Origin of the sequence: Chryseobacterium camelliae (genome assembly GCF_030818575.1) — a bacterium.
Classification (GTDB): Bacteria; Bacteroidota; Bacteroidia; order Flavobacteriales; family Weeksellaceae; genus Chryseobacterium; species Chryseobacterium camelliae_A.
In genome coordinates this window covers 2,150,512-2,171,778 of record NZ_JAUTAL010000001.1, presented here as the reverse complement: position 1 = coordinate 2,171,778, position 21,267 = coordinate 2,150,512, and the positions used below count along the sequence as shown (strand labels likewise).

The 21,267-nt window shown below is 44.8% G+C and carries 17 protein-coding genes and 1 pseudogene; 14 read left to right on the top strand and 4 right to left on the bottom strand.

The annotated features are described in order from the left end of the window. The first annotated feature begins 67 nt into the window (after window positions 1-67). The 9 genes from QE404_RS09840 to QE404_RS09800 all read left to right on the top strand — a co-directional run bounded on the left by QE404_RS09840 (window position 68) and on the right by QE404_RS09800 (window position 14,101). Window positions 68-3,100 carry a glycoside hydrolase family 2 TIM barrel-domain containing protein gene (locus QE404_RS09840; protein ID WP_307453859.1) on the top strand — a complete coding sequence of 1,011 codons (3,033 nt, stop codon included), beginning with the start codon at window positions 68-70 and terminating at the stop codon, window positions 3,098-3,100. Between the two features lie 19 nt (window positions 3,101-3,119). Next, window positions 3,120-4,241, top strand: a complete 1,122-nt coding sequence (locus tag QE404_RS09835) for an alpha/beta hydrolase-fold protein (protein WP_307449987.1) — start codon at window positions 3,120-3,122, stop codon at window positions 4,239-4,241. Window positions 4,242-4,305: 64 nt separating this feature from the next. Next, window positions 4,306-5,181: a helix-turn-helix domain-containing protein gene (locus tag QE404_RS09830; RefSeq protein ID WP_307449986.1), complete on the top strand. Its 876-nt coding sequence runs from the start codon at window positions 4,306-4,308 to the stop codon at window positions 5,179-5,181. Between the two features lie 231 nt (window positions 5,182-5,412). Further along, window positions 5,413-6,936 carry a long-chain-fatty-acid--CoA ligase gene (locus QE404_RS09825; protein WP_307449983.1) on the top strand — a complete coding sequence of 508 codons (1,524 nt, stop codon included), beginning with the start codon at window positions 5,413-5,415 and terminating at the stop codon, window positions 6,934-6,936. 10 nt (window positions 6,937-6,946) lie between these two features. Continuing rightward, window positions 6,947-7,309: a hypothetical protein gene (locus QE404_RS09820; protein ID WP_307453857.1), complete on the top strand. Its 363-nt coding sequence runs from the start codon at window positions 6,947-6,949 to the stop codon at window positions 7,307-7,309. Beyond that, window positions 7,266-7,838, top strand: coding sequence for an alpha/beta hydrolase family protein (locus tag QE404_RS09815; RefSeq protein WP_307453856.1), 573 nt, complete (start codon window positions 7,266-7,268; stop codon window positions 7,836-7,838). The genes QE404_RS09820 and QE404_RS09815 overlap by 44 nt, the downstream gene beginning before the upstream one ends. 9 nt (window positions 7,839-7,847) lie before the next feature. Beyond that, window positions 7,848-10,562 carry a TonB-dependent receptor domain-containing protein gene (locus QE404_RS09810; protein ID WP_307449977.1) on the top strand — a complete coding sequence of 905 codons (2,715 nt, stop codon included), beginning with the start codon at window positions 7,848-7,850 and terminating at the stop codon, window positions 10,560-10,562. A gap of 3 nt (window positions 10,563-10,565) precedes the next feature. Next, the gene (locus QE404_RS09805; protein WP_307449974.1) at window positions 10,566-12,899 is read left to right on the top strand and encodes a beta-glucosidase; all 2,334 of its coding nucleotides are present in this window, start codon (window positions 10,566-10,568) and stop codon (window positions 12,897-12,899) included. A 20-nt stretch (window positions 12,900-12,919) separates the two neighbouring features. After that, entirely contained in the window at window positions 12,920-14,101 is a 1,182-nt protein-coding gene (locus QE404_RS09800) for an alpha/beta hydrolase (RefSeq protein ID WP_307449970.1), read from the top strand. A gap of 218 nt (window positions 14,102-14,319) precedes the next feature. Here QE404_RS09800 and QE404_RS09795 read toward each other — a convergent pair whose 3' ends face one another. Beyond that, window positions 14,320-14,676, bottom strand: a complete 357-nt coding sequence (locus QE404_RS09795; protein WP_307449967.1) for a prevent-host-death protein — start codon at window positions 14,674-14,676, stop codon at window positions 14,320-14,322. 562 nt (window positions 14,677-15,238) lie between these two features. Here QE404_RS09795 and gntA point away from each other — a divergent pair. The 4 genes from gntA to QE404_RS09775 all read left to right on the top strand — a co-directional run bounded on the left by gntA (window position 15,239) and on the right by QE404_RS09775 (window position 18,192). Beyond that, window positions 15,239-15,949: a guanitoxin biosynthesis heme-dependent pre-guanitoxin N-hydroxylase GntA gene (gene gntA / locus QE404_RS09790; RefSeq protein WP_307449964.1), complete on the top strand. Its 711-nt coding sequence runs from the start codon at window positions 15,239-15,241 to the stop codon at window positions 15,947-15,949. Next, a complete protein-coding gene (locus QE404_RS09785) occupies window positions 15,946-16,530 on the top strand; it encodes an urea carboxylase-associated family protein (protein ID WP_307449961.1) in 585 nt (194 codons plus the stop codon). The genes gntA and QE404_RS09785 overlap by 4 nt, the downstream gene beginning before the upstream one ends. A gap of 77 nt (window positions 16,531-16,607) precedes the next feature. Next, complete coding sequence (locus QE404_RS09780) at window positions 16,608-17,171, top strand: Crp/Fnr family transcriptional regulator (RefSeq protein ID WP_307449957.1); 564 nt, start codon at window positions 16,608-16,610, stop codon at window positions 17,169-17,171. Between the two features lie 154 nt (window positions 17,172-17,325). Next, window positions 17,326-18,192, top strand: a complete 867-nt coding sequence (locus QE404_RS09775) for a DJ-1/PfpI family protein (protein ID WP_307449954.1) — start codon at window positions 17,326-17,328, stop codon at window positions 18,190-18,192. A gap of 126 nt (window positions 18,193-18,318) precedes the next feature. Here the strand turns inward: QE404_RS09775 and QE404_RS09770 are convergent, their stop codons facing one another. Together QE404_RS09770 and QE404_RS09765 are read right to left on the bottom strand one after the other, a co-directional pair. Further along, window positions 18,319-18,822 (bottom strand): alpha-glucosidase C-terminal domain-containing protein, encoded by a 504-nt coding sequence (locus tag QE404_RS09770; protein ID WP_307453854.1) that lies wholly within the window; start codon window positions 18,820-18,822, stop codon window positions 18,319-18,321. After that, window positions 18,776-19,651 (bottom strand): alpha-amylase family glycosyl hydrolase, encoded by an 876-nt coding sequence (locus tag QE404_RS09765; RefSeq protein ID WP_307453852.1) that lies wholly within the window; start codon window positions 19,649-19,651, stop codon window positions 18,776-18,778. The genes QE404_RS09770 and QE404_RS09765 overlap by 47 nt, the downstream gene beginning before the upstream one ends. Window positions 19,652-19,952: 301 nt before the next feature. On the opposite strand from QE404_RS09765, the pseudogene QE404_RS09760 reads away from it, so the two are divergent. Beyond that, window positions 19,953-20,759 (top strand): annotated as a pseudogene (locus QE404_RS09760) (glycosyltransferase family 32 protein); the annotation flags it as partial. 82 nt (window positions 20,760-20,841) lie between these two features. Here the strand turns inward: QE404_RS09760 and QE404_RS09755 are convergent. Next, window positions 20,842-21,213, bottom strand: a complete 372-nt coding sequence (locus QE404_RS09755; RefSeq protein WP_307449944.1) for a response regulator transcription factor — start codon at window positions 21,211-21,213, stop codon at window positions 20,842-20,844. Window positions 21,214-21,267 lie beyond the last annotated feature (54 nt).

Sequence of the window (21,267 nt, the reverse complement as noted above, 5' to 3'; positions counted from 1 at the left end):
AAATAACCTGACATTCATGGTGCATCAGACACGACTATTAATATTTGGTTTTTATATAGTTTTTTCAATGGCATTTTCCCAATCCAACGATTGGGAAAATCCTTCTTATATAGGGAAAGGAAAAGAAAAACCACATACCGGCTTTGTGCTTTTTGATCATGCCGCTTCTGCTTTGAAACGGGACTACACCGCATCAGCCAATTACAAAACCCTGAACGGAAACTGGGATTTCCAATTCCATCCGGATTACAGGCAGGCCGACTTTGATTTTTCAAAACCCGTCCCCGGACAGTGGAAAAACATCCGTGTACCTTCCAATTGGGAGCTGCAGGGTTTTGGCATTCCTATTTATACCAATATCCCGTATCCCTTTCCTAAAAACCCGCCGTTCGTCGGGAATGATAATCCGGTTGGGATCTACCGCAAAAGTTTTGACAAGCCTTTTGGAGACGGGCAGACCATTTTGTATTTCGGTTCCATTTCCGGGTGTGCTTTTGTGTGGCTGAACGGGCAGAAAATAGGCATGACCAAGAATGCTAAAACACCCGCCGAATTTAATATCACCCGTTACCTGAAGGAAAAAGGCAATGAACTGGTGGTAAAAGTCTTCCGCTGGAGCGATGGCAGCTACCTGGAAGACCAGGATTTCTGGCGGCTTAGCGGAATCGAACGGGATGTTTACCTGTACCGGCTTCCGGATGTTTCGGTATGGGATTACTTCCTTAGGGCAGACCTTGATTCTACATTAAAGGACGGCCTGTTTTCCGCTGATATTGATGTACGGAAGTTCCGAAACGCCAATAATGGCGAAGCCTTGCTGGAATTGCAGCTGCTGGATCCTAACGGTCAAAAGGTCTTTTCAGGAAAGAAAAATATTATCCTGAAGAACGATTCCATGCAGACCATCCGTTTTGCAGCCCGCATCCGTAAACCGGAACAGTGGAGCGCAGAATTCCCAAATCTCTATACCGTTTTACTTTCTTTAAAAACCGGAGATTCCGAAACCTATATAGCCGAAAAAACCGGGTTCCGGAAGGTGGAGATCAAGGGCGGGCAGCTGCGTGTGAACGGAATAGCGATCCGGGTTCACGGCGTCAACCGTCATGAACACGACCCTGAAACCGGTCATTATACCTCAAAGGAATTGATGCTGAAAGACATTCTGCTGATGAAATCATTCAACATCAATGCCGTCCGGCTGTCCCATTATCCTAATGATCCCGAATTCTATAAACTCTGTGACCAGTACGGTCTCTACCTGGTGGATGAAGCCAACATCGAATCCCACGGCATGGGTGATGCCAACTCCCCGGGCCTGGATACGCTGCATCATCCCGCTTACCTTCCGGAATGGGAAAACGCCCATCTCGACAGGACGGAAAGGATGATTAAAAGAGACAAGAACCACCCGTCCATCATCCTCTGGTCCTTGGGTAACGAGTGCAGCAACGGCCCGGTCTTCAAAAAAACATACCGGATGGTAAAAGCCTACGATCCGGGTCGGCCGGTGATGTTTGAACAGGCCCACGAAAACTGGAATACCGACGTGATTGCCCCGATGTACCCGTCATTTGAAAGCATGAAGCAGTTTGCACAGCGGAAAGATCAGCAGCGGCCATACATCATGTGCGAATATTCCCATGCCATGGGGAACAGCAACGGCAATTTCGGGGATTACTTCAGGGTGATCCGTTCATCTCCCTACATGCAGGGCGGTTTTATCTGGGACTGGGTAGACCAGGGACTGAAAACCAAAGACCTGAACGGCCAGGTTTTTTACGCGTACGGCGGAGACCTGGGCAGCTTCCTGTATTATAACGATGAGAACGGAGTCGCAGACGGGATCTTAAGCTCGGACAGGACGCCGGATCCAGGTGCTTATGAAGTCAGGAAAGTGTATCAGTACCTTGATTTCTCACCTAAAAATATCCGGTCAGGTATTTTTGAAGTTACGAACAACTACAATTTTGCCGGTACCGAAAATTTTGATTTCCTCTGGGAAATTGTTGGAAACGGAAAAGTGGTTAAGACCGGAACATTCAGCCTTAAACTGAGGCCCGGCCAATCCGGAACCGTTAAGGTTGATTACCCTGAAATCAGTGCAGATCAGGAATACTTCATCAATTTTAAAGCCGTCACAAAGCACCGTTGGTGCATCCTGCCGGAAGGAACCGCCCTCGCATGGGAACAGATGAAGGTTTCCGGTGATTTCTTCACCAGGAAAACAGAAGCTCCGGGAGCTTTAAGCATCACCGAAAGCCCGCGCGAGATCAGCTTTTCATCCGGAAATACCCATGGTGTTTTTAACAAAGAAAAAGGCAGGTTCACACAATATTCCAATGGATCGGTTACCCTGAATGAACTTCCGGTGCCACATTTCTGGAGGGCGCCCACCGATAATGACTTCGGAAATAAAATGCCCGAAAAACTGGGGTTCTGGCGGAATGCTCACCATGAGCTGAAGCTGGAAAAAGTAAGTGTTTTTCCTAAAGGCCCGGAGGGTTTAAAGATCACCTGTGATTATTCCCTCGGAAATGCAGCCTATCAGATCCGGTATACCATCAGGAATAATGCGGATATAGCCATGACTTTTTCTATCCAACTTCAGACTGAACTCCCTGAAATGCCGCGCTTCGGCAGCCGGATGGTCCTTCCCGGAAATTTTCATCACCTCACGTATTACGGACAGGGTCCTTACGAAAATTACCAGGACAGGAATGAAGCTTCCTTTGTAGGAATCTACAGCGACACTACAGAAAACCAGTATTACAAAGGCTATATCCGCCCGCAGGAAAGCGGAAACAGGACCGGCGTCCGCTGGCTGGAACTCCTGGATGATGATGGCCACGGGATTGCTGTAGCAGGCCTTCAGGAACTGAACTTTACCGCCATCCATCACAGTACGGAAGACCTGGACCCGGGCTATACGAAGAAACAGCAGCATCCTACGGACCTGCCGCCCCGTAAAAATATCTATTTGAATATAGACCTTAAGCAGCGTGGCGTAGGCGGGGACGACAGCTGGAGGTCGCTTCCGCATCCGCAATACCTCCTTAATGACCAACATTATGAATTTTCCTATATATTTAGGCTCAAATAATACCTTCAAGAAATCACCTATGAAAATTACAATATTCATCAGCTTTTTATTTTCCCAGATATTCTTTTCCCAGGGTTGGAAAACATCCTCTACGGCTCTTCGCGGCAGGGAATACCCCAAAATCAATGCCTTGCATGAAGCCAGCTTCAGAGTCTATTTTCCAAAAGCAAAATCTGTGGTCCTGGAGGGCGGTGACGGCATGAAGGAGATCAAATCTAAGGCTGTAAGAGACAAAAACGGCTACTGGAACATCCATACTTCAGCTATGGAGCCAGGGTTCCATTATTACTGGTTCAATGTGGACGGGAAAAGGACCAATGATCCCAATACCCAACTCTATTTCGGATACAGCCAGCCTACCAGCGGGATAGAAATTCCGTCAGGTGAAGACTTTTTCTTTCATAAAAAAGTGCCACACGGTACAATTGTGGATGACAGCCTGTATTCTGAAACTACGCAGCAGCAGCGGAAGTTTAAAGTTTACCTTCCTCCCGATTACGGCAAAAGCAAATTCCCGGTCCTCTACCTCTACCACGGAACCGGAGAAGATATCACCGGCTGGGAAAAGCAGGGCCACATCAACAATATCCTCGACAATCTTTTTGCAGCAAAAAAAGCTACAGAAATGATTGTGGTGATGGATTACGGGGTAGCTTTAACCCCCGAACAGGAAAAAATGCCGGATAATTACCCAAGGACGGTCCTTTCCTCCAAAAACCTTGATCAATGGCTGAACTCAGAATTGATCCCCTACATAGATGAAAAATACCGGACCACAAACCAGAAGGCGGTAGCCGGCCTTTCCCGCGGCAGTTACCAGGCCATGCTGATCGGCGTACTCCATCCGGATACATTTTCTGCGATTGGAGCCTTCAGTCCTGTTATTTATGAAGCTACGGAAAACGAACCGTTTAAGGAACTGCCTGTTCAGAATTTGCTGTCGTCAGATAAAAAACCGTACTTCTTCATTGGAATCGGGGAAAAAGAGGGCAGCCGTTTTGAGGATTTCAACCGTACTCTGACCGATTTTTTCCACCGCAATAACTATGCTTTCACGGCCTATCAATCTCCCGGAACCTACCATGAATGGCTCACTTGGAGGAGGTGCCTCAATCAGTTCGCTCAAAAAATATTCAGGTAATTTATATGATTTTTGTCATATATTAAAAAAATGTTAACTTACCCGAGAGATAAAAATTATTTCTATGGAACTGGTTCTTCCTTACCTTGAAGCTGAGGGCTTTAAATACGGCCTGCTTCAGAATTACAGTTTTGATCAGAAGGATTTCCTGAATGCTACTTTTCTGGAAATGCCGGAAGATCTGGGTTCGGGAAAACTCATCCTGTTCAACAAAAAGAATTTCCATTTCTTCCGGGGCAAATGGGATTTCGGGGAAAAGACCATTTTCCATTCTCCCCATAAAGTAGGCGATAATGGACTGATGGATTTCCGGATCAGCACAGACGGTAAGATCAGCAGCAACTTCATCAACGGAGAAAAAGAATTTGAGCACGATACCACCAATGTAGACGGCATGAGGATTTTTGTCCCGAAAAGCCTTTTTTCAAAAGACAATGGTCTTTTAAAGGAAAAACTGGAAAATGCCGAACGCAACTACCTGAGCCGCGATAAGCTGAAAACCATCTTCGATACCCCTTTTGAAGATTATTCCGGCAGCATCATCCTGGAAAGCCGCATCCTGGAATTCCTGAGCTACTGGATCCATTACCTGCTCTCTGATGAGAAGACCTTTGAAAGCAAAAAAGCGCTGGAAGAAAAGATAAAGCTGGCTAAAGATTTCGTAGATACCCACGCATTCCGCGATCTGGCCATCAAGGAAATCAGCCGTTACTGCGGGCTCAACAACTGCGACCTGAAAAAAGGATTTAAAAATTACACCCAGCTCCCGATCCGCCAGTACATCATCAAAACCCGTATGGAAACAGCCAAAAAACTGCTTCTGGAAACTGAAAAGCCTATTGGCGAAATCGGGGATTACATCGGGTATAATAACCGCGGACATTTTTCACAACTCTACCAGCGGTATTTCGGTAAACTGCCTTCCGAAGAACGCCTCTGAAAAATTAAACAGTAATACACGAACGCTCATCAACCATTATTATTAGTGTGTTTTTGAGCGTTCGTTGCATTATACACCCTATTACAAATTCCTTTTTCGTATCATGAAATTTCCTTTTCGTTTCATTGCCTGTCAGTGAGATGATTAATTTGGAGTTAAGATAAAGAAACACGGAAAGTGCCTGTATAAAGGCTTTTTCGTTTGAATGTTAACCCAATATTAACGGATTCTATGCTGAACCTATCATTTTTAGTGGAACAGAGTGCTAAAAGGAACCCCGAAAGACATGCCTTAAGTTCCGGGGTAACCACTTTAACCTATGAGGTCTTCCATAAAAAGATCTGCCAGGTAGCCCATGCACTGGCTAAGAAAGGCATTGGCCATGGGGATAAGGTCGCTCTTCTGTGCCCGAACATTCCTCAGTTTGCCGTGATTTTTTTCGGCATCCTGAAAACCGGTGCCTCCGTGGTGCCTCTGAGCATCCTGATGAAGGCAGATGAAATCAGCTACCATCTTTCAGATTCTGAAAGCATCCTGTTTTTCTGCTTTGCCGGAACACCTGAGCTGCCGACCGGACAGTTTGGTAAAGAAGGTTTTGATAAAACAGAAAGCTGTAAGCATTTTATAGGCATCGGGCCTGTTTCAGGTGATATCCTCAGCCTAGATGACTTCATGAAGGATGAGGAAGAATCTTTTGAGTGCCGAATGACCTCCGCGGAAGATACGGCGGTGATCCTCTATACTTCCGGAACCACCGGCAAACCTAAAGGCGCAGAGCTGTCCCATATCAATCTGTTTTCCAATGCCGAAACCTGTACGGGAGTAGTAGGGTCCAAAGAATTTGAGGCCCAGCTGGTCGTACTTCCTCTGTTCCATATTTTCGGGCTAACCGTGATGATGCTTGCGGGCATCCGCAAATCCCTGCACCTTATCCTGCTTCCGAAATTCGAGGCTAAAACGGTTTACCAGCTTATCAGGACATTTAACATCCGGATCTTCGCCGGCGTGCCCTCCATGTACTGGTCTCTCCTGAATGAAGAGGATTCCGAAGAAAACAGGAATACCATTAAAGGACTCAGGATCTGCATCTCAGGCGGAGCTTCGCTTCCTGGAAAAATTATTGACGAATTCAAAGGCAGGTTCGGCGTTCCTATCATTGAAGGCTATGGCATGTCTGAGGGATCACCGGTCGTTACATTCAACCAGCTTGAAGTAGGTGTAAAAGCCGGTTCCATCGGCACCCCGATCTGGGGTGTGGACGTCAGGATCGTAGACGATGAAGGAAATGAGCTTCCGGAAGGTGAAAAGGGAGAGCTGATATTCCGGGGTCCCAATGTCATGAAATCGTATTACAGGAGGCCTGAGGAAACCGCCGAAGTTCTGAAAGACGGCTGGCTCTTTTCCGGAGATATAGCGGTAAAAGATCATGACGGGTTCTTTTTTATCGTCGACCGGAAAAAGGAATTGATCATCCGTGGCGGCATGAATGTATATCCGCGGGAAGTGGAAGAATTGATGATCAAGCATCCCGATATTTCCCTGGTAGCCGTAGTAGGCCATCCGGATGAAAAGCTGGGGGAAGAAATAAAGGCCTTTGTGGTAAAAAAGCCGGGAAGTACCGCTTCTGAAAGTGACATTATAGCATGGACCAAACAGAGGATTGCGGCATACAAATACCCCCGGATCATTGAGTTCATCGAAGAACTTCCCTTAAGTGCCACCGGGAAAATCCTTAAAAAACTTTTAAAAACATAAAAAAGATCATATGATAAATTATTGTAAAACCCTTATGCTTGCACTGGCCCTAACCGGTGCAGCCTCATGCTCTACAGCAACGAAAACGCCTGAGAAAACTTCCTCGTCACAGCACCGCTGGTCTTCTGAAGTCCTGAAAGATGTGCGGTATGGGGATTTTGAAAGAAACGTAATGGATGTTTACCTTCCGGAAGACCGTTCCCCGAAATCAGCCTTTGTGATTAATATCCATGGCGGAGCCTGGACCCAGGGAGACCGTAAATTTGACAATCAGCTTTCCGAATACCTGGTTTCCCATGGTATTGCGGTGGCCAATATCAATTACCGGTATGCCAATAAAGAAGATACGCACCTTTCCGGAGCTCCTGGATGATGTGGACCATGTGGTAAAATACCTTTCCGATCATTCAAAAGAATGGAATACCCGCAGCAGCGGCTTCTCCATTACCGGAGGAAGCTCCGGAGCTCATGTTTCAATGATGTATGCATATACGAAAAACCCGGACATCAAGACGATTATAGAACGTTGCGGGCCGGTAGATTTCACCGATGTCGAAACCCTAAAATATGTTAAGGCTGCCAATCTTTTTGAAGTCCTGGATAAAATGTCAGGGAATACTACCGTATGGAATCCAGGAGATGCAATTCCGGCTGCCTATGCCAAAACAAGCCCTGTAGCCTACGTGAACAAAATCCCGATAATGATCATCCATGGGGACAAAGATGAGGTAGTGCCAATCCCGCAGGCCTATATCCTTGAAAAAGCACTGAAAGCCAAGGGTACCCCTTACAAGCTGGTGGTAGTTCCCGGTGCCGGCCATCAAATCGAGAAAAAACCTGCAGACCAGCAGACGGTGTTCACGGACATGGCTGTCTGGTTAAATAAATATGGAATCAACTAACGATTTATTATGAAGAGAACAACTCAAGTACTGCATTCTAAAATAAGCATTGCACTGCTTTTTTTTACTGCTTCTGCAACGGTACTGGCACAAGCACAAGAGCAGAAAAAGGCTGATACCACGAAAACAGCCAATATTGATGAAGTGATTGTCACCGGGGTATTCGATAAAAGGACGCGGATGAACGCCCCGGTCGCTATTTCGGTGCTGAAGAGCGAACTGATCGAACGCCAGGTTCCCAACAGTGCCGCGGACCTGCTGAAAAATGTTCCCGGAGTTTATGTGAACTCCTCCCTAGGCGAAATCCGGAATAATGTTTCCTCACGGGGGATTTCCGCAGGATCTGCAGACGGGACTTTCGCCTATGAATACATTTCTATGCAGGAAGACGGCCTCCCGGTTACCAATACCACTTATTTTAATTACGGCCCCGATTTTTTCCTGAGGGCAGATGCTACCATAACACAGATTGACGCCGTACGTGGCGGACCGGCTTCCATTACGGCTGCCAATGCGCCGGGGGGGATTTTCAATTACATATCTAAAACCGGCGGTAATAAATTCTCCGGTGAAATCCGGGCAAAGTATGGGGTACAGGGAGCTGACAATTCCGGTTTCCACAGGATCGATGCCGATTTCGGCGGACCGCTGGGAGACAACTGGTTCTACAATATCGGTGGATTCTACCGCTATGACCTGGGAGCCAGGTATCCCGGGTATCCTTTTAATAACGGAGGGCAGGTGAAAGCCAATATCATGAAGAAATATAACCGCGGCAGCGTCAAGGTATTCCTGAAATACCTGAATGACCATAACGGATATGCACAGCTCATCCCTACAAGAAGCTATACGGATCCTGAACCTGCGGAAGGTTTCAGCAGCAGTTCTTCGCTGTTGATCCCAAAACTGCAGTACAATTCACAGGATTTTATTCATGGCGGGAATGTGGATTTCAATTCCGGAAGACTGGTCGGGAACCAATACAGATCTGTGGCTGTTAACTGGGACCATGACCTTGGAAATGACTGGAAACTGTTCCTGACCAGCAAGTACGCCGATAACAGCGTAGCCCAGAACAGCATCGGGAATACCTTTGTTACTTCCCTTACGGATAACGTGCCTTATGCTTTGCTGATGGGAACTGTCGGAGTGGGAACTTATTCTTTCCGTGATGCCCTTACCGGCCAGGAGCTGGCTTCTGTGAATGCAGGAGTAGGTGCTACCGGTGTTACCTACAATGTGACCAAAAATCTGTTGCCCGGGCAAAATGTACAGAATAATTCCATCATCTTATCACCCCTGAACTTTTATGAGAATAAAGTAAAGGAATCCATGTCCCAGCTGACCATCAATAAGAAATGGAGGAATATGAATTTTTCTTTCGGAGGCTATTACGGTTATTCCGATGTCTGGAGGTTTTCCGGAATCAATGGGATTGCACTCACCACACTGGAAAACCGTCCGAGAATGCTGACACTGGATTTCACCGGCGGATTATTGTATCCTACCGCTTCCAATCCCTTTAACCTGATTCCCGGAGCCTTTAAGGTAACAAATAAGGATGGTTTCGCCCAGGGAGCGGGAAGCACGGGAGATTTACTGGAATTCCGGGCAAAACAGCAACAGGGGGCCGCATTCTTCGGGCATACCTGGGATATTACCGAAAACCTGACGGTAGACTGGGGGGTACGCTATGAAAAAGTATGGATCAAAGGAGACAACACACGAACTTTCCTGACCAATACGGCAACACAGAACGGAACAGTATCCCTGCAAGGCGGACCTGATAATAATCCATATACTATTTACGACAACAATACCCTGGTACGGCTCACCAATGTGAGCTACAGCCGTCAGATCGATAATTTTTCCTATTCTGCGGCCGTTAACTATAAGTTCAATAATAAGTTTGCCGTTTACGGCAGGTATTCCCAGGGAAGCAAAGCCCCGGATCTGGATATTTTCTTTGCCTCCAACAGGGAAGAAACCATCGGCTTGCTGAACCCGCAGTCCAGGAAAACCCAGCAGGCTGAGATGGGGCTGAAAGCAAAGACGACTTACTTTGATGCCTTCGTAACGCCATTCTATAGTGTTCTGAAAAATATCCCGGTAGGAGCTATGGCGGATAACGGTGCCGGAGGATTCTATACCACACCCACGCTATACAATGAAAATGAAACGTGGGGCGTGGAAGTGGAAACCAATATAAAACCCAGTTCCCATTTTACCATCCGTGCCGTGCTTACCCTGCAGGACCCTAAAGTAAAAAAAGGCTTCTACTGGAATCTCAACAAGCCGGGAATTGCCGACGACCAGATTGTTTCCTATTCCGGAACCACCGTTGCCTATACTCCGAAGATCATTGCCAACATCACCCCGAATCTCACGATAGGCAATGCTTTCGCATTCGTTACCTGGAGTTACCTCGGCGAAAGGGAGGGCAGCAATACCAATATTTATAAGTTGCCTGCATTTTCCCAGTTCGACCTCGGAGTAGGGTATAATTTTACGAAAAACCTGAGTGCTATTATCAACGTCAATAATATCCTGAATAAATACGGGGTAATGAGCTATCAGCGCCCGGGATCCCTGGTACAGCAGCTGGCAGGATTTGAAAGCTTTACGCAGGCGGAATACGATGCGGCGGTCGCGAACAATACGCCTTATTTCACTGTGGCGATTCCACCGACTTCGGGATACCTAACTGTTACTTACAAATTTTAAATCATGCGTTTCTCATATATCAGTTTTATTTTTGTTTCAACGGTATCCGTTGCAGTTTCTGCCCAACAGTCACAGTTGGGCAAAACTGCTGTTAAAGATGTCGTTCGCTCAATGAGCATTGAAGAAAAAGCCAGGCTTTTGGTGGGAACCGGCATGCCGGGATGGGTAGGACTCACTAAACTACCTGATCCCCCGAAAATGAAAGTCCCCGGAAGTGCGGGCAAGAACCAGGCATTCCCAAAATACCATATTCCCGAACTGATTCTGGCGGACGGTCCGGCCGGGCTCCGCATCCGGCCGGAGCGGGACGGCAGTACCCAAAAATATTATGCCACCGCTTTTCCTGTTGCTACGGCACTGGCGAGCAGCTGGAATCCGGAACTCGTTAAGGAAATAGGCTATGCCATAGGCAACGAGACCAAAGAATACGGCGTAGACCTGCTTCTTGCTCCGGGAATGAATATCCAGCGAAATCCGCTGAATGGCCGGAACTTTGAGTATTTTTCCGAAGATCCGCTCATAAGCGGAACGATGGCTTCGGCTTATGTCAACGGCGTTCAGAGCAATGGAGTGGGGGCAACCCTGAAGCATTTTGCAGCCAACAACCAGGAAAGCAACCGTTTTGGGGTAAATGAACATATCTCGCAGCGGGCGTTGCGGGAAATCTACCTTAAAGGTTTTGAAATCGCGGTTAAAAATGCGCAGCCATGGGCCATAATGACATCCTACAATAAAATCAACGGCGTATATGCGTCTGAGAATAAAGATCTGCTGACCGGTATTTTAAGGGACGAGTGGAAGTTTAATGGCCTGGTGATGACCGACTGGTTCGGGGGGTATGGAAGCGAAGATGAGGTGCGTGCCAACAAGGTTTCTGATGTGGCTGCACAGATCAATGCCGGAAACGACTGGCTGATGCCGGGAACGCCGCAACAGATTGAGGAAGTTATTCGGCAGGCAAAATCCGGAAAACTTACACAATCTGCCATGGATGAGAGTGCCGGACGTATTTTGAAAATTATTGTTCAGTCACCGGTTTTCGGGAATTACCGCTATTCTGACCATCCTGACCTGAAAGCCCATGCGCAGATTGCCCGGCAGGCCGCAACAGAAAGTATGGTATTGCTCGAAAATAAAAACAACAGCCTTCCGGTGAAGCTCAACGGAAAGAAAATTGCGCTTTTCGGAAATACCTCTTATAATTTTATTTCCGGCGGTACCGGAAGCGGAGACGTAAACGAGGCTTATGTTATTTCATTAATGGAAGGCCTGAAAAATAAAGGTTCTGAAATAGATCGCCGGCTTTCCGTTAAGTATCTTCCTTATATCAGGCGGGAAGACAGTCTTCAGATCGAAAGGAGGAAACGTGAAGGCGGCCTTTCAAAATATATCAGGATCCGGGAAATGGATTTTTCCGACCAGGAAATCGTTAAGGCGTCAGAGGAAAATGATTTCGCCATATTCACCATTGGCAGGAATGCCGGCGAAAGCGGTGACCGTCCTGTATCTGACTTTTACCTTCAGGATGATGAAAAATCAATGATTGAAAAAATCAGCCGGGCTTTTCACGGAAAGAACAAGAAATTCATCATCATTATGAATATCGGAGGCGTCATCGAAACCCAAAGCTGGAAAGACCTTGCCGATGCAGTGTTGCTGTCCTGGCAACCCGGTCAGGAGGCAGGGGATGCCGTAGCGGAAATCCTCTCCGGCAAAGTGAACCCGTCCGGAAAACTCGCCCAGACCTTTCCAAGAGATTATAAAGATGTGCCCTCTGCCGGATCTTTTCCTGGAACTCCTGCGGATTTTCCGTTAAATTCTGTTTATAATGAAGGCATTTACGTGGGGTACAGGTATTATGATACATTCCATGTCCCTGTTGCTTATCCGTTTGGGTACGGCTTATCGTATTCGAGTTTTGCCTTTTCGGGACTGGAAACAAAAGATGACCCTGCCGCAAAAATGCTGCGTGTCAGTTTTACTGTGACCAATACCGGAAAAGTTCAGGGAAAAGAGGTTGCGCAAGTGTATATCTCTGCTCCGAAAGGAAGTCTTGACCATCCGCTCCAGGAACTTAAGTCTTTTGTGAAGACCGAAAACCTTCAACCCGGTAAGTCGCAGTCTTTCTCTATGAGCATCCCATATTATGATCTGTCTTCCTTTAATTCCGTAACTTCATCCTGGGAAATGGCCCCCGGAAATTATGAGGTAAGGCTCGGAAATTCATCGCAGAATATAGTCCTGAAAAAAAGTCTCCGTATTTCCGTTTCGGAAGTTATCCTTAAAACCGGAAACCTCATGAAGCCTGATGTAAAATTTCAGGAAATCAAAAATTAAAATCTTATAAAAACGTCATAATGAAAAAGTTTATCAACCTGTTTTTTGCAGTTATACTGATGATCATCCTGCTTCTGTGCACACTTTTAACCCTTTCGGTTTACCTGAAATGGCCTATGTATGTAAGCGGGTACAGCAGCCTGTTCGAAACACAGTTCAATTCGAGATTTATCCTTCTTGCACTGGTCTTATGCATCATAGCTTTCCTGTATTTTAAAAAACAGGATACAGGAAAGAAAATATGGAAGTTTAACCTGATTCTGGGCATCCTGTTCCTGGCCGGTCAGCTTATTTTTATGCTGATCATGCTCCGCACAGCTACCAGGTATGATGCAAAGGTCTCAGTTATTACAAGCCTTAAAGGCTATGAGAAACCTATCAGGCCTAATGAAACCCACCATTACCTGACGATCTACAATGAAAAGCAGCTTTTTGATGTGTACCGTCCGGCCAATCCTTCAGGAAAACCTACGATTCCGGTTGTGCTGGTTCACGGAGGGGCCTTTATCGAAGGGAAGCGGGACCAACTCGGATATGCGGCCAACTGGTTTACGCAAAGGGGCTATACTTCTTTCGGGATTGAATACCCTCTGGCAAAAAAAGACCGCCAGACATATGAAAGTGCAGTTAATTCCGTAGCCACCTGCATGAGTTACATCAGGAAACATGCTCAGCAGTTCAATATCGATCCTTCAAAAATGATCCTTGTGGGCGGTTCTGCGGGAGGAGGGCTTGTGATGCAGGCTGATATAGGCTTACGGGACGGTGTTGTCCATTCCTATGACGGAAGCCGGGTAGCTCCGCCAGCTGCTGTTATTGCGCTGTACCCGCCGGTCAGCCTTTCAGATCTGTACCAGAAACTCCGGGAAGGAAAAACCGTAGACCTGTATGACCCGATGAATAAGTATATGGGAGGAAGTCCTGCCCAGTTTCCGGAGCGCTTCCGGCAGCTGAACCTTATTGACCATCTTTCAGAAGGGATTTCTCCTACACTGATCCTGACCGGTGAAATTGACCATGTAGTGAATGTAGAAGCGATAAGGAATTTCGTGAAGAAATCCAGGGAACTGAAACTTCCGGTCACATATGTGGAAATGCCTTACGGAGAGCATGCCTATGATGCCAACCCGAACTCCATTGCGGGACAGATGACCTGGGCGGAGATAACAGCTTTCCTTAAACGGAATCACCTGGCAGAATAAATATGGAATGCATCCGGATCATAACATCCGGGCACAAAAATTTCCCGCAGATCAGGTAAACAATCCTGGCCTGCGGGAAATTTTTATCTTTCATTTATCCGGAAAGCTGAACTTATATCTTACCAACAGTTTCTCCGGCATGAAATGCTGATCCGGAGCCATAAGCTCCCTCCAACAATTCAGACAGCAAGCTGCCTGTTAAATGAGTGATACGGATCTTAACTCAACTGGTAGTTACGGATAACCAGGTCCAGAATGAAATAGACATAATCCTGATCTGCTTCCTTACGGTTGATCAGCTTATTTTTATAGTCATACGAGTACAGTTTCTTGATCAGGTCTTTATACTTTACCAGATTTTCATCCTTAATTTTCACCCTTACGTTGCCGTCTTTGCGGTTAATCAGCTGATCGTCCAGCGTCCGTACTTTGAAGAGAACGTGAGACAATTTCAGAGCGTTGGGGCGCCCTGCATATCTTTCTATGATGTTTATCTTGAATGAGTCAAATACAATAGTATTAAAAACAATGTTAGAACTAGATCCCGGCCCTTTTAATTCAAACTTATAGTTCATGAATTTGATTTTTACAAATTTAGTGAGAAAGTAAAAAATAGCAAAATATCAGATAAAAATTATCCGATTTATTTATCAAATCATTGATAAGAAAATATCAGGCCATAAGAAATTTAAATTTCAATACCATGCTTATCAGCAGAAAACCTTTCAAATGTCTGATGATATATCAGATCTTAGCGGGATTTCAGCTGTGTATGGATTTCGGACCAATCTTTGAAGTGTAAGGATGTTATTTGTTAAATATGGGTGATAATTTAACATATTTAATTTTATAGATTATTACTATTGAAAATTTTTCTTATTTTTCATTTTATGATTTAAATATTATATTTAATTAGATTAAAATTCGTTTTTAGTCATTATTTTGATTAATTTTTTAATATATATTGGTAATTGTTAAAATATTATTACTGTATAGTAGCTTGTGTAAGTAAAATTTATTAAAATAAAAATAACGACATATTAAATTGTTGATTATCAGTGATTTGATTGTTGATTGGTTGCTATTATATTGTCATTCAGTTTTTTTTGTGGCATACCCTTTGAGATTTTTATGGGTATGACACCCACCACAATCACAACCAAAACAGATCCTGTTCTGATATCAGAAAATCATCAGGAAATAGCAAAAGAAGCTTTCAGGACATTTATTGACGATGCTTCCTTTCCCTGTGTTGCTGCCAAAGCTGCACTTAACAGGGACCAGATGAAACTTTTTGTTGCCGGGCATATAGCCTGTCCGAAAGATGACCGGCAGATCCTGGAATTTATCTATGATTTTGTAGATTCTTACCGAAATGCTGAAAATCATTTCCATACGGCCTGTGTTATTTTCCCTGACGCCGGCGGAATAGATGAGATGATGTTTGAACGTTTACTATGGATGCGCCTCCAGGCACTTTCCGATCTTGACGGAGAAAATTATCCTTACGATCAAAGAGTCAGCCCGGATCCCCAATCTGACCAGTTCAGTTTCAGCCTGAAAGAAGAAGCGTTTTTCGTGATCGGTCTCAATCCGGCCAGCAGCCGGCCTGCCCGCAGATTCAAATATCCGGCTATTGTCTTTAATCCCCACCAGCAGTTTGAGGAACTGCGTCATCTGAAACGGTATGATAAAATGAAAAATATCGTCCGTAAGAGAGATGAGGCACTCAGCGGATCCATTAATCCTATGCTTCAGGATTTCGGGGCGTCCTCTGAGGTATATCAATATAGTGGAATGCAATACGACAGCAGCTGGGAATGTCCTTTTAAACCTAAACATTTATGAATACTATACCACCACGCAGCGGAACAGCCTTTATCCTAAAAAAGGGAGAGCGTCTCAGGGTAACCGATATCCAGGGGGAACAGGTTTCCGATTTTATCTGCTTTAATCAGCATGATACCAAAGAATATCTATCTTCCGGCAGGACCATCGATTATGCCGAAACCATTTTCCTGACAAAAGGCAATCCGTTTTATTCCAACCGGAGCAATATTATGTTTGATATTGTGGAAGATACTGTTGGCCGGCACGATTTTCTCCTTACGCCGTGCAGTGCAGATACATTCCGTATTATCTACGGCGATGCAAATCCGCACCGGGGATGCTTCGGAAATCTTTGTGAGGCGCTGCAGCCCTTTGGTATCAGCCCGGATGAAATTCCCATCTGCTTCAATATCTTTATGCATGTCGCGGTAGATGGTGAAACAGGCAGGATCAGTGTGCTGCCGCCAAAAAGCAAAGCCGGTGACCACATTATTATAGAAGCCAAAATGGACCTGATTGTAGGAATTACAGCCTGTTCAGCAGAGATGTCAAATAATTATTCCTTCAAGCCTATCGGTTATGCCGTAGAATCACACTAGTCTGCATAATAAGGCTGTATGGTGGCGGTCTGTGCAAAATATTGTAATTTTAATGTCAACAAAAGATTCTCATTAAAATGAATGACACATTCCGTAACCATCTGTGTGAGATTATTGACCTTACTGATGCCGAATATGAACTGATAAAAGGTTATTATTCCTCTTTCAGGTTCCGGAAACATCAGTTTGTCATTCAGGAAAATCAGCATGTTGACTATATGTATTTCGTATCGGAAGGTCTTCTGAAGTGCAGCCTTACCGATGCTTTAGGTAAAGAGCATATCCTTCAGTTTGCGTGCAAAAACTGGTGGATTTCAGATTTTCAGGCTTATTTTAAGCAGGAGCCATCTACGCTGTCGGTTCAGTGTCTTTCCGATTCGGAGCTTATCGGCATATCATACCAGGACATGGAAGCTTTGCATTTACAATTTCCGAAAATGGAACATTTTTTCAGGGTTAAATCTAATTTCGGATATATTGCTTTGCAAAAGCGGATCGTTTCGCTGATGTCCCATTCTGCCAGAGAACGTTATGACGCATTCCTTAACCAATACCCGGATCTTGTCCAGAAGATATCCAAACAGCTGCTGGCAAATTATCTGGGCGTAAGCAGGGAAACGCTCAGCAGGCTGCAAATGTGACCTGCATCACATTTTATTTGTGAGGTATGTCCTTGGTATACGGTTGGGATCTCTATAATTTTACAGTATGAACAGTCATGGTTTAACGGGTTTTGAATTGCCTGGATCTATGTGGCGGTTTCAGGAATGTAAATTAATCTAAAAAATATTTATTATGGCAAACGAATTAAGCAAAGCACCAGTTTTTGACGGAACAGGATATGAGCCGTCACTATTTTCAAGATCTCAGTTTATCGCTCCTAAGACAGATTATAAGGCAGCAGCTTACCAAAACCGGAATACAGATACAAATAAGAAAATATTAGTGGTCTGTACGGAAGAAAAATACATGACGATGGCCAACGGAAGGAAGTTTTCTACCGGAAACCATCCTGTGGAAACCTTTGTGCCGATCCTTCATTTTCAGGATGCCGGATATGAAGTGGATTTTTTCACACCAGAAGGAAATTCTGTAAAGATGGAATTATGGGCACTTCCTCTGCAGGACGCTGCCGTTGGCGATATAATCGAAAAATACTCGGAACAGCTTGCTCATCCTAAAAGCTTAAGAGACTTTGCCCAAGGAGATTTCAGGTCAGAAACGGAATATGTCGCCGTCTTCCTGCCCGGCGGTCATGGAGCCATGTTAGGGCTGCCTGAGAACGAAGACCTTAAAAAATTAATCCATTGGGTAGTGGAGAAGGATAAGTTTATGTTTGCGATCTGCCACGGTCCGGCTGCGTTGCTGGCTGCCGCTTATCAGGAGGATCCTGAGAATTTTCCTTACAAAGGTTACAAAATCAACGGATTCCCGGATTCCATAGATGAAACGCTTCCTGAAATAGGATACCAGCCAGGAAAAATGCCTTGGTTCTATGGTGAACGGCTCAAAAACCTGGGGGTTGAATTCTTAAATGAAGGTATATCCGGAGCTTGCCATACAGACAGGAAACTGGTTACGGGAGACAGCCCCATGGCAGCAAACCAATTTGGGGAAATGTGTGCAAAAGTACTTTCTGAAAGCACAGCAGATTCCGAATAAGTAAATACAATTGAACTGATCTGAAGGATACCATATCCTTTAGTTCAGGTAAACATCAGCATATCCATTTCTTGGCGCAAGCAAGACCCGGGTATGCTGATTTTTTATTACAATGGGAAGGGAGGTTTATTCAGGATGTTCATGATGCAGAATCACATATTCCCATGGAGCCATATTCATGACCATGGTTTCCGGCACGGTATGCGGCTGGCCGGTAAAAAGGCTGGTATAATGGCCTGTATCAAAGGAAGTGTCAAACTGTACCATAACCGAATCTTTGCTCAGGTTCATAAAGATTAAGACTTTATCACCGTTTTTTTCGCGTACAAAAGAGATCACCTGGTCCATCTTATCATTCATAATCCTCACCATTTCTCCGCCGTAACTTCCGTTCCAGAGTGCCTGATTCCGGTGTTTAAGATTGAAAAGAGTAGTATACAGGGCTTCATTTTTATGTGTTTTCCATTCAATCGGGTCCTTTTCAAAAAATTCAAGCGAGCGGTCCAGTCCTGCTTCCTGACCGCTATAGACTAAGGGCATTCCATCCATCATCACTGTAAAGACGGTAGCTGCTTCCAGGGCATCACCAAAATTGCTGTAGTTGGTTTCCTTCCCATGAATTCTTGTCATGATTATCAATGAAATTCAGCCGGATCCCATCTTTTGGGAAAATGGAGACATGCTCGGCAAGGTAAGCTTCGGTAAGTATTTTCACACTTCTTTCATTAAGGGCGAGCTGATGGAGGATATTCCAGAGCGTCCAGTTATAGGTGACGTCAAACGCTCTGCGGTGCAGTTCACGGTCTTCAGCTTCTGCCAGCATCAGCACAGGTTTGATGGCATCCAGTTCCGTTCTTGCATTTTCCCAGAAATCAATAGGGATGAAGCTGGCAATATCACAGCGGTAACCATCGATGTCATATTCCCTGATCCAGAATTTCAGGGCGTCCGTCATGTATTCCCGGAGTTCAGGATACCTGTAATCCAGTTCAATAATATCATCGTAGTCCCTCCACCGGGTAGACTGGAAGGTATCTTTCCTGGATTTCCTGTACCATTCCGGGTGTTTGCTCACCATTTCATTATCCCAGCTGGTATGATTGGCCACCCAATCCAGGATGACGTACATGCCTTCCTGATGGATGGCCTGTACCAGATGCCGGAAATCTTCATTAGTCCCGAATTCCGGATTTACTTCCAGGTAATCTTTGACTGAATAGTAACTTCCCAGGCTGCCTTTGCGGTTTACTTTTCCTATAGGCTGCACCGGCATCAGCCAGATGATGTCAATGCCCATTTTCCTGAGTCTCGGAAGCTGTTTTTCCACAGCTTTAAAAGTGCCTTCTTCTGAAAACTGACGGATATTAAGCTCATAAACGGTAGCGTTTTTGATCCAGTCCGGGGGTATGATTTCTACATACTTCTTAGGCAGATAACGAGGGTGATAAGGGTGCTCCATAGTTGTGTAAAAGTAAAATGATCAGTTGATGTTGATTTGGAACAAGAAATAAATGTACCATTTTAGACGGATTCAGGATTTAAAACAGGTATTTTTATCCCGAAACTTCTTTTGACAGAAATGGTAATATTGTAACGGATGTCATGGTTAGCATCCTTTCATTCTAAAATATATAATGTTTATGATGCATAAAGGCGGCTTAACGGGAAAAAATATTTCTTAAACAGACCATTAAGGTTTAATTTTTGCAAATATCACCACAGCAGCAGAAGCTGCCTTAATCTGACACCAAAAAAATAAAAATATGATTCCGAAGAAAATACACTACTGCTGGTTTGGCGGGCATCCGAAACATGAACTGGCTGAACACTGCATTGCTTCATGGAAGAAAATCCACCCTGATTATGAACTCGTGGAATGGAATGAGAGTAATGCACCGCTTGAGGACAATAATTATGTGAAAGAAGCATTTGAGCAGAATAAGTGGGCTTTTGTATCCGATTATGTACGTTCCAAAGTCATGTATGACCATGGCGGAATCTATATGGATACTGATATGGAGCTGAAACTTCCGCTGGATGAATTCCTTGATGAGAAAGCGGTTTGCGGATTTGAAGTAAAAGGCGTTCCTTATTCCGCATTCTGGATGGCAGAACCGAAACACAAGCTGGCGGAAGATTTTGTTGACTATTATAACCGTCAGGATGGCTTTGTAGAGCGCATCAATACAGATATTTTCTCTGAAATGCTGGAAAAAGAATACGGTGCAGACCGTTACAGCGATACCATACAAAAACTTAAGCATGATGTTACTTTATATCCTTCCGTTTATTTCTCCCAGGATCTCCCGAGGAATTATGTGAGTCATCATTTTAACGGATCGTGGTTTGGGGGTGACGAAGAAAATACCCATAAGAAGATGGTGAATACTTATGGACTCCTCGAAAGGCTGGTGAATCAGCCTGGAGCTGCAAAATCTATAGATAGTATCATCCATGAACATAAGATCATAGATGTGAATCAGGTGCTGGATCTCTTTCCGAAAGAAGATATCAGGAAATACCTTGAAAAAAAAGAATCAGAGAGTCCGGGTGAAAAATCAGCGTAGTTGATTTTAAAAGGACCAAAATTAAACTCCGGAGCTGAAAGTTCCGGAGTTTTTATAGTATATTTAAAGTGAGGTCAGTCGGTTACAAGCCGGCTTCAGAGCCGATGAGGTTCTCGATTTTAATCAGTACGTCATCAATATCGAAGGGTTTGCTGATAAACATATCTGCATTGCACGCTTTGGTTACCTGTTCCGCTTTTGCATGTGCGCTGATGATCATGACAGGAATACCGGAAGTAGCCGGTTCGCTCTTCAGTTGATTGCAAACTTCGGTTCCGGATCCGTCCGGCATCATCACATCCAGAATAAACAGATCGGGCACTGCGGATGCACCCCTGTTGTTAAATGCTTCTACGGTAGAAAAAGAACGTACGTCGTAATCTTCAAATGACAGGAGTAATTGCAATGCATCTCTGATGCCTGTCTCATCTTCCAGGATATAAATAGTTTTCATAGTGTTGGCTTGGCAAAAACAAAGCCAATTTTTAAAGAATTAAAAAAATAATTT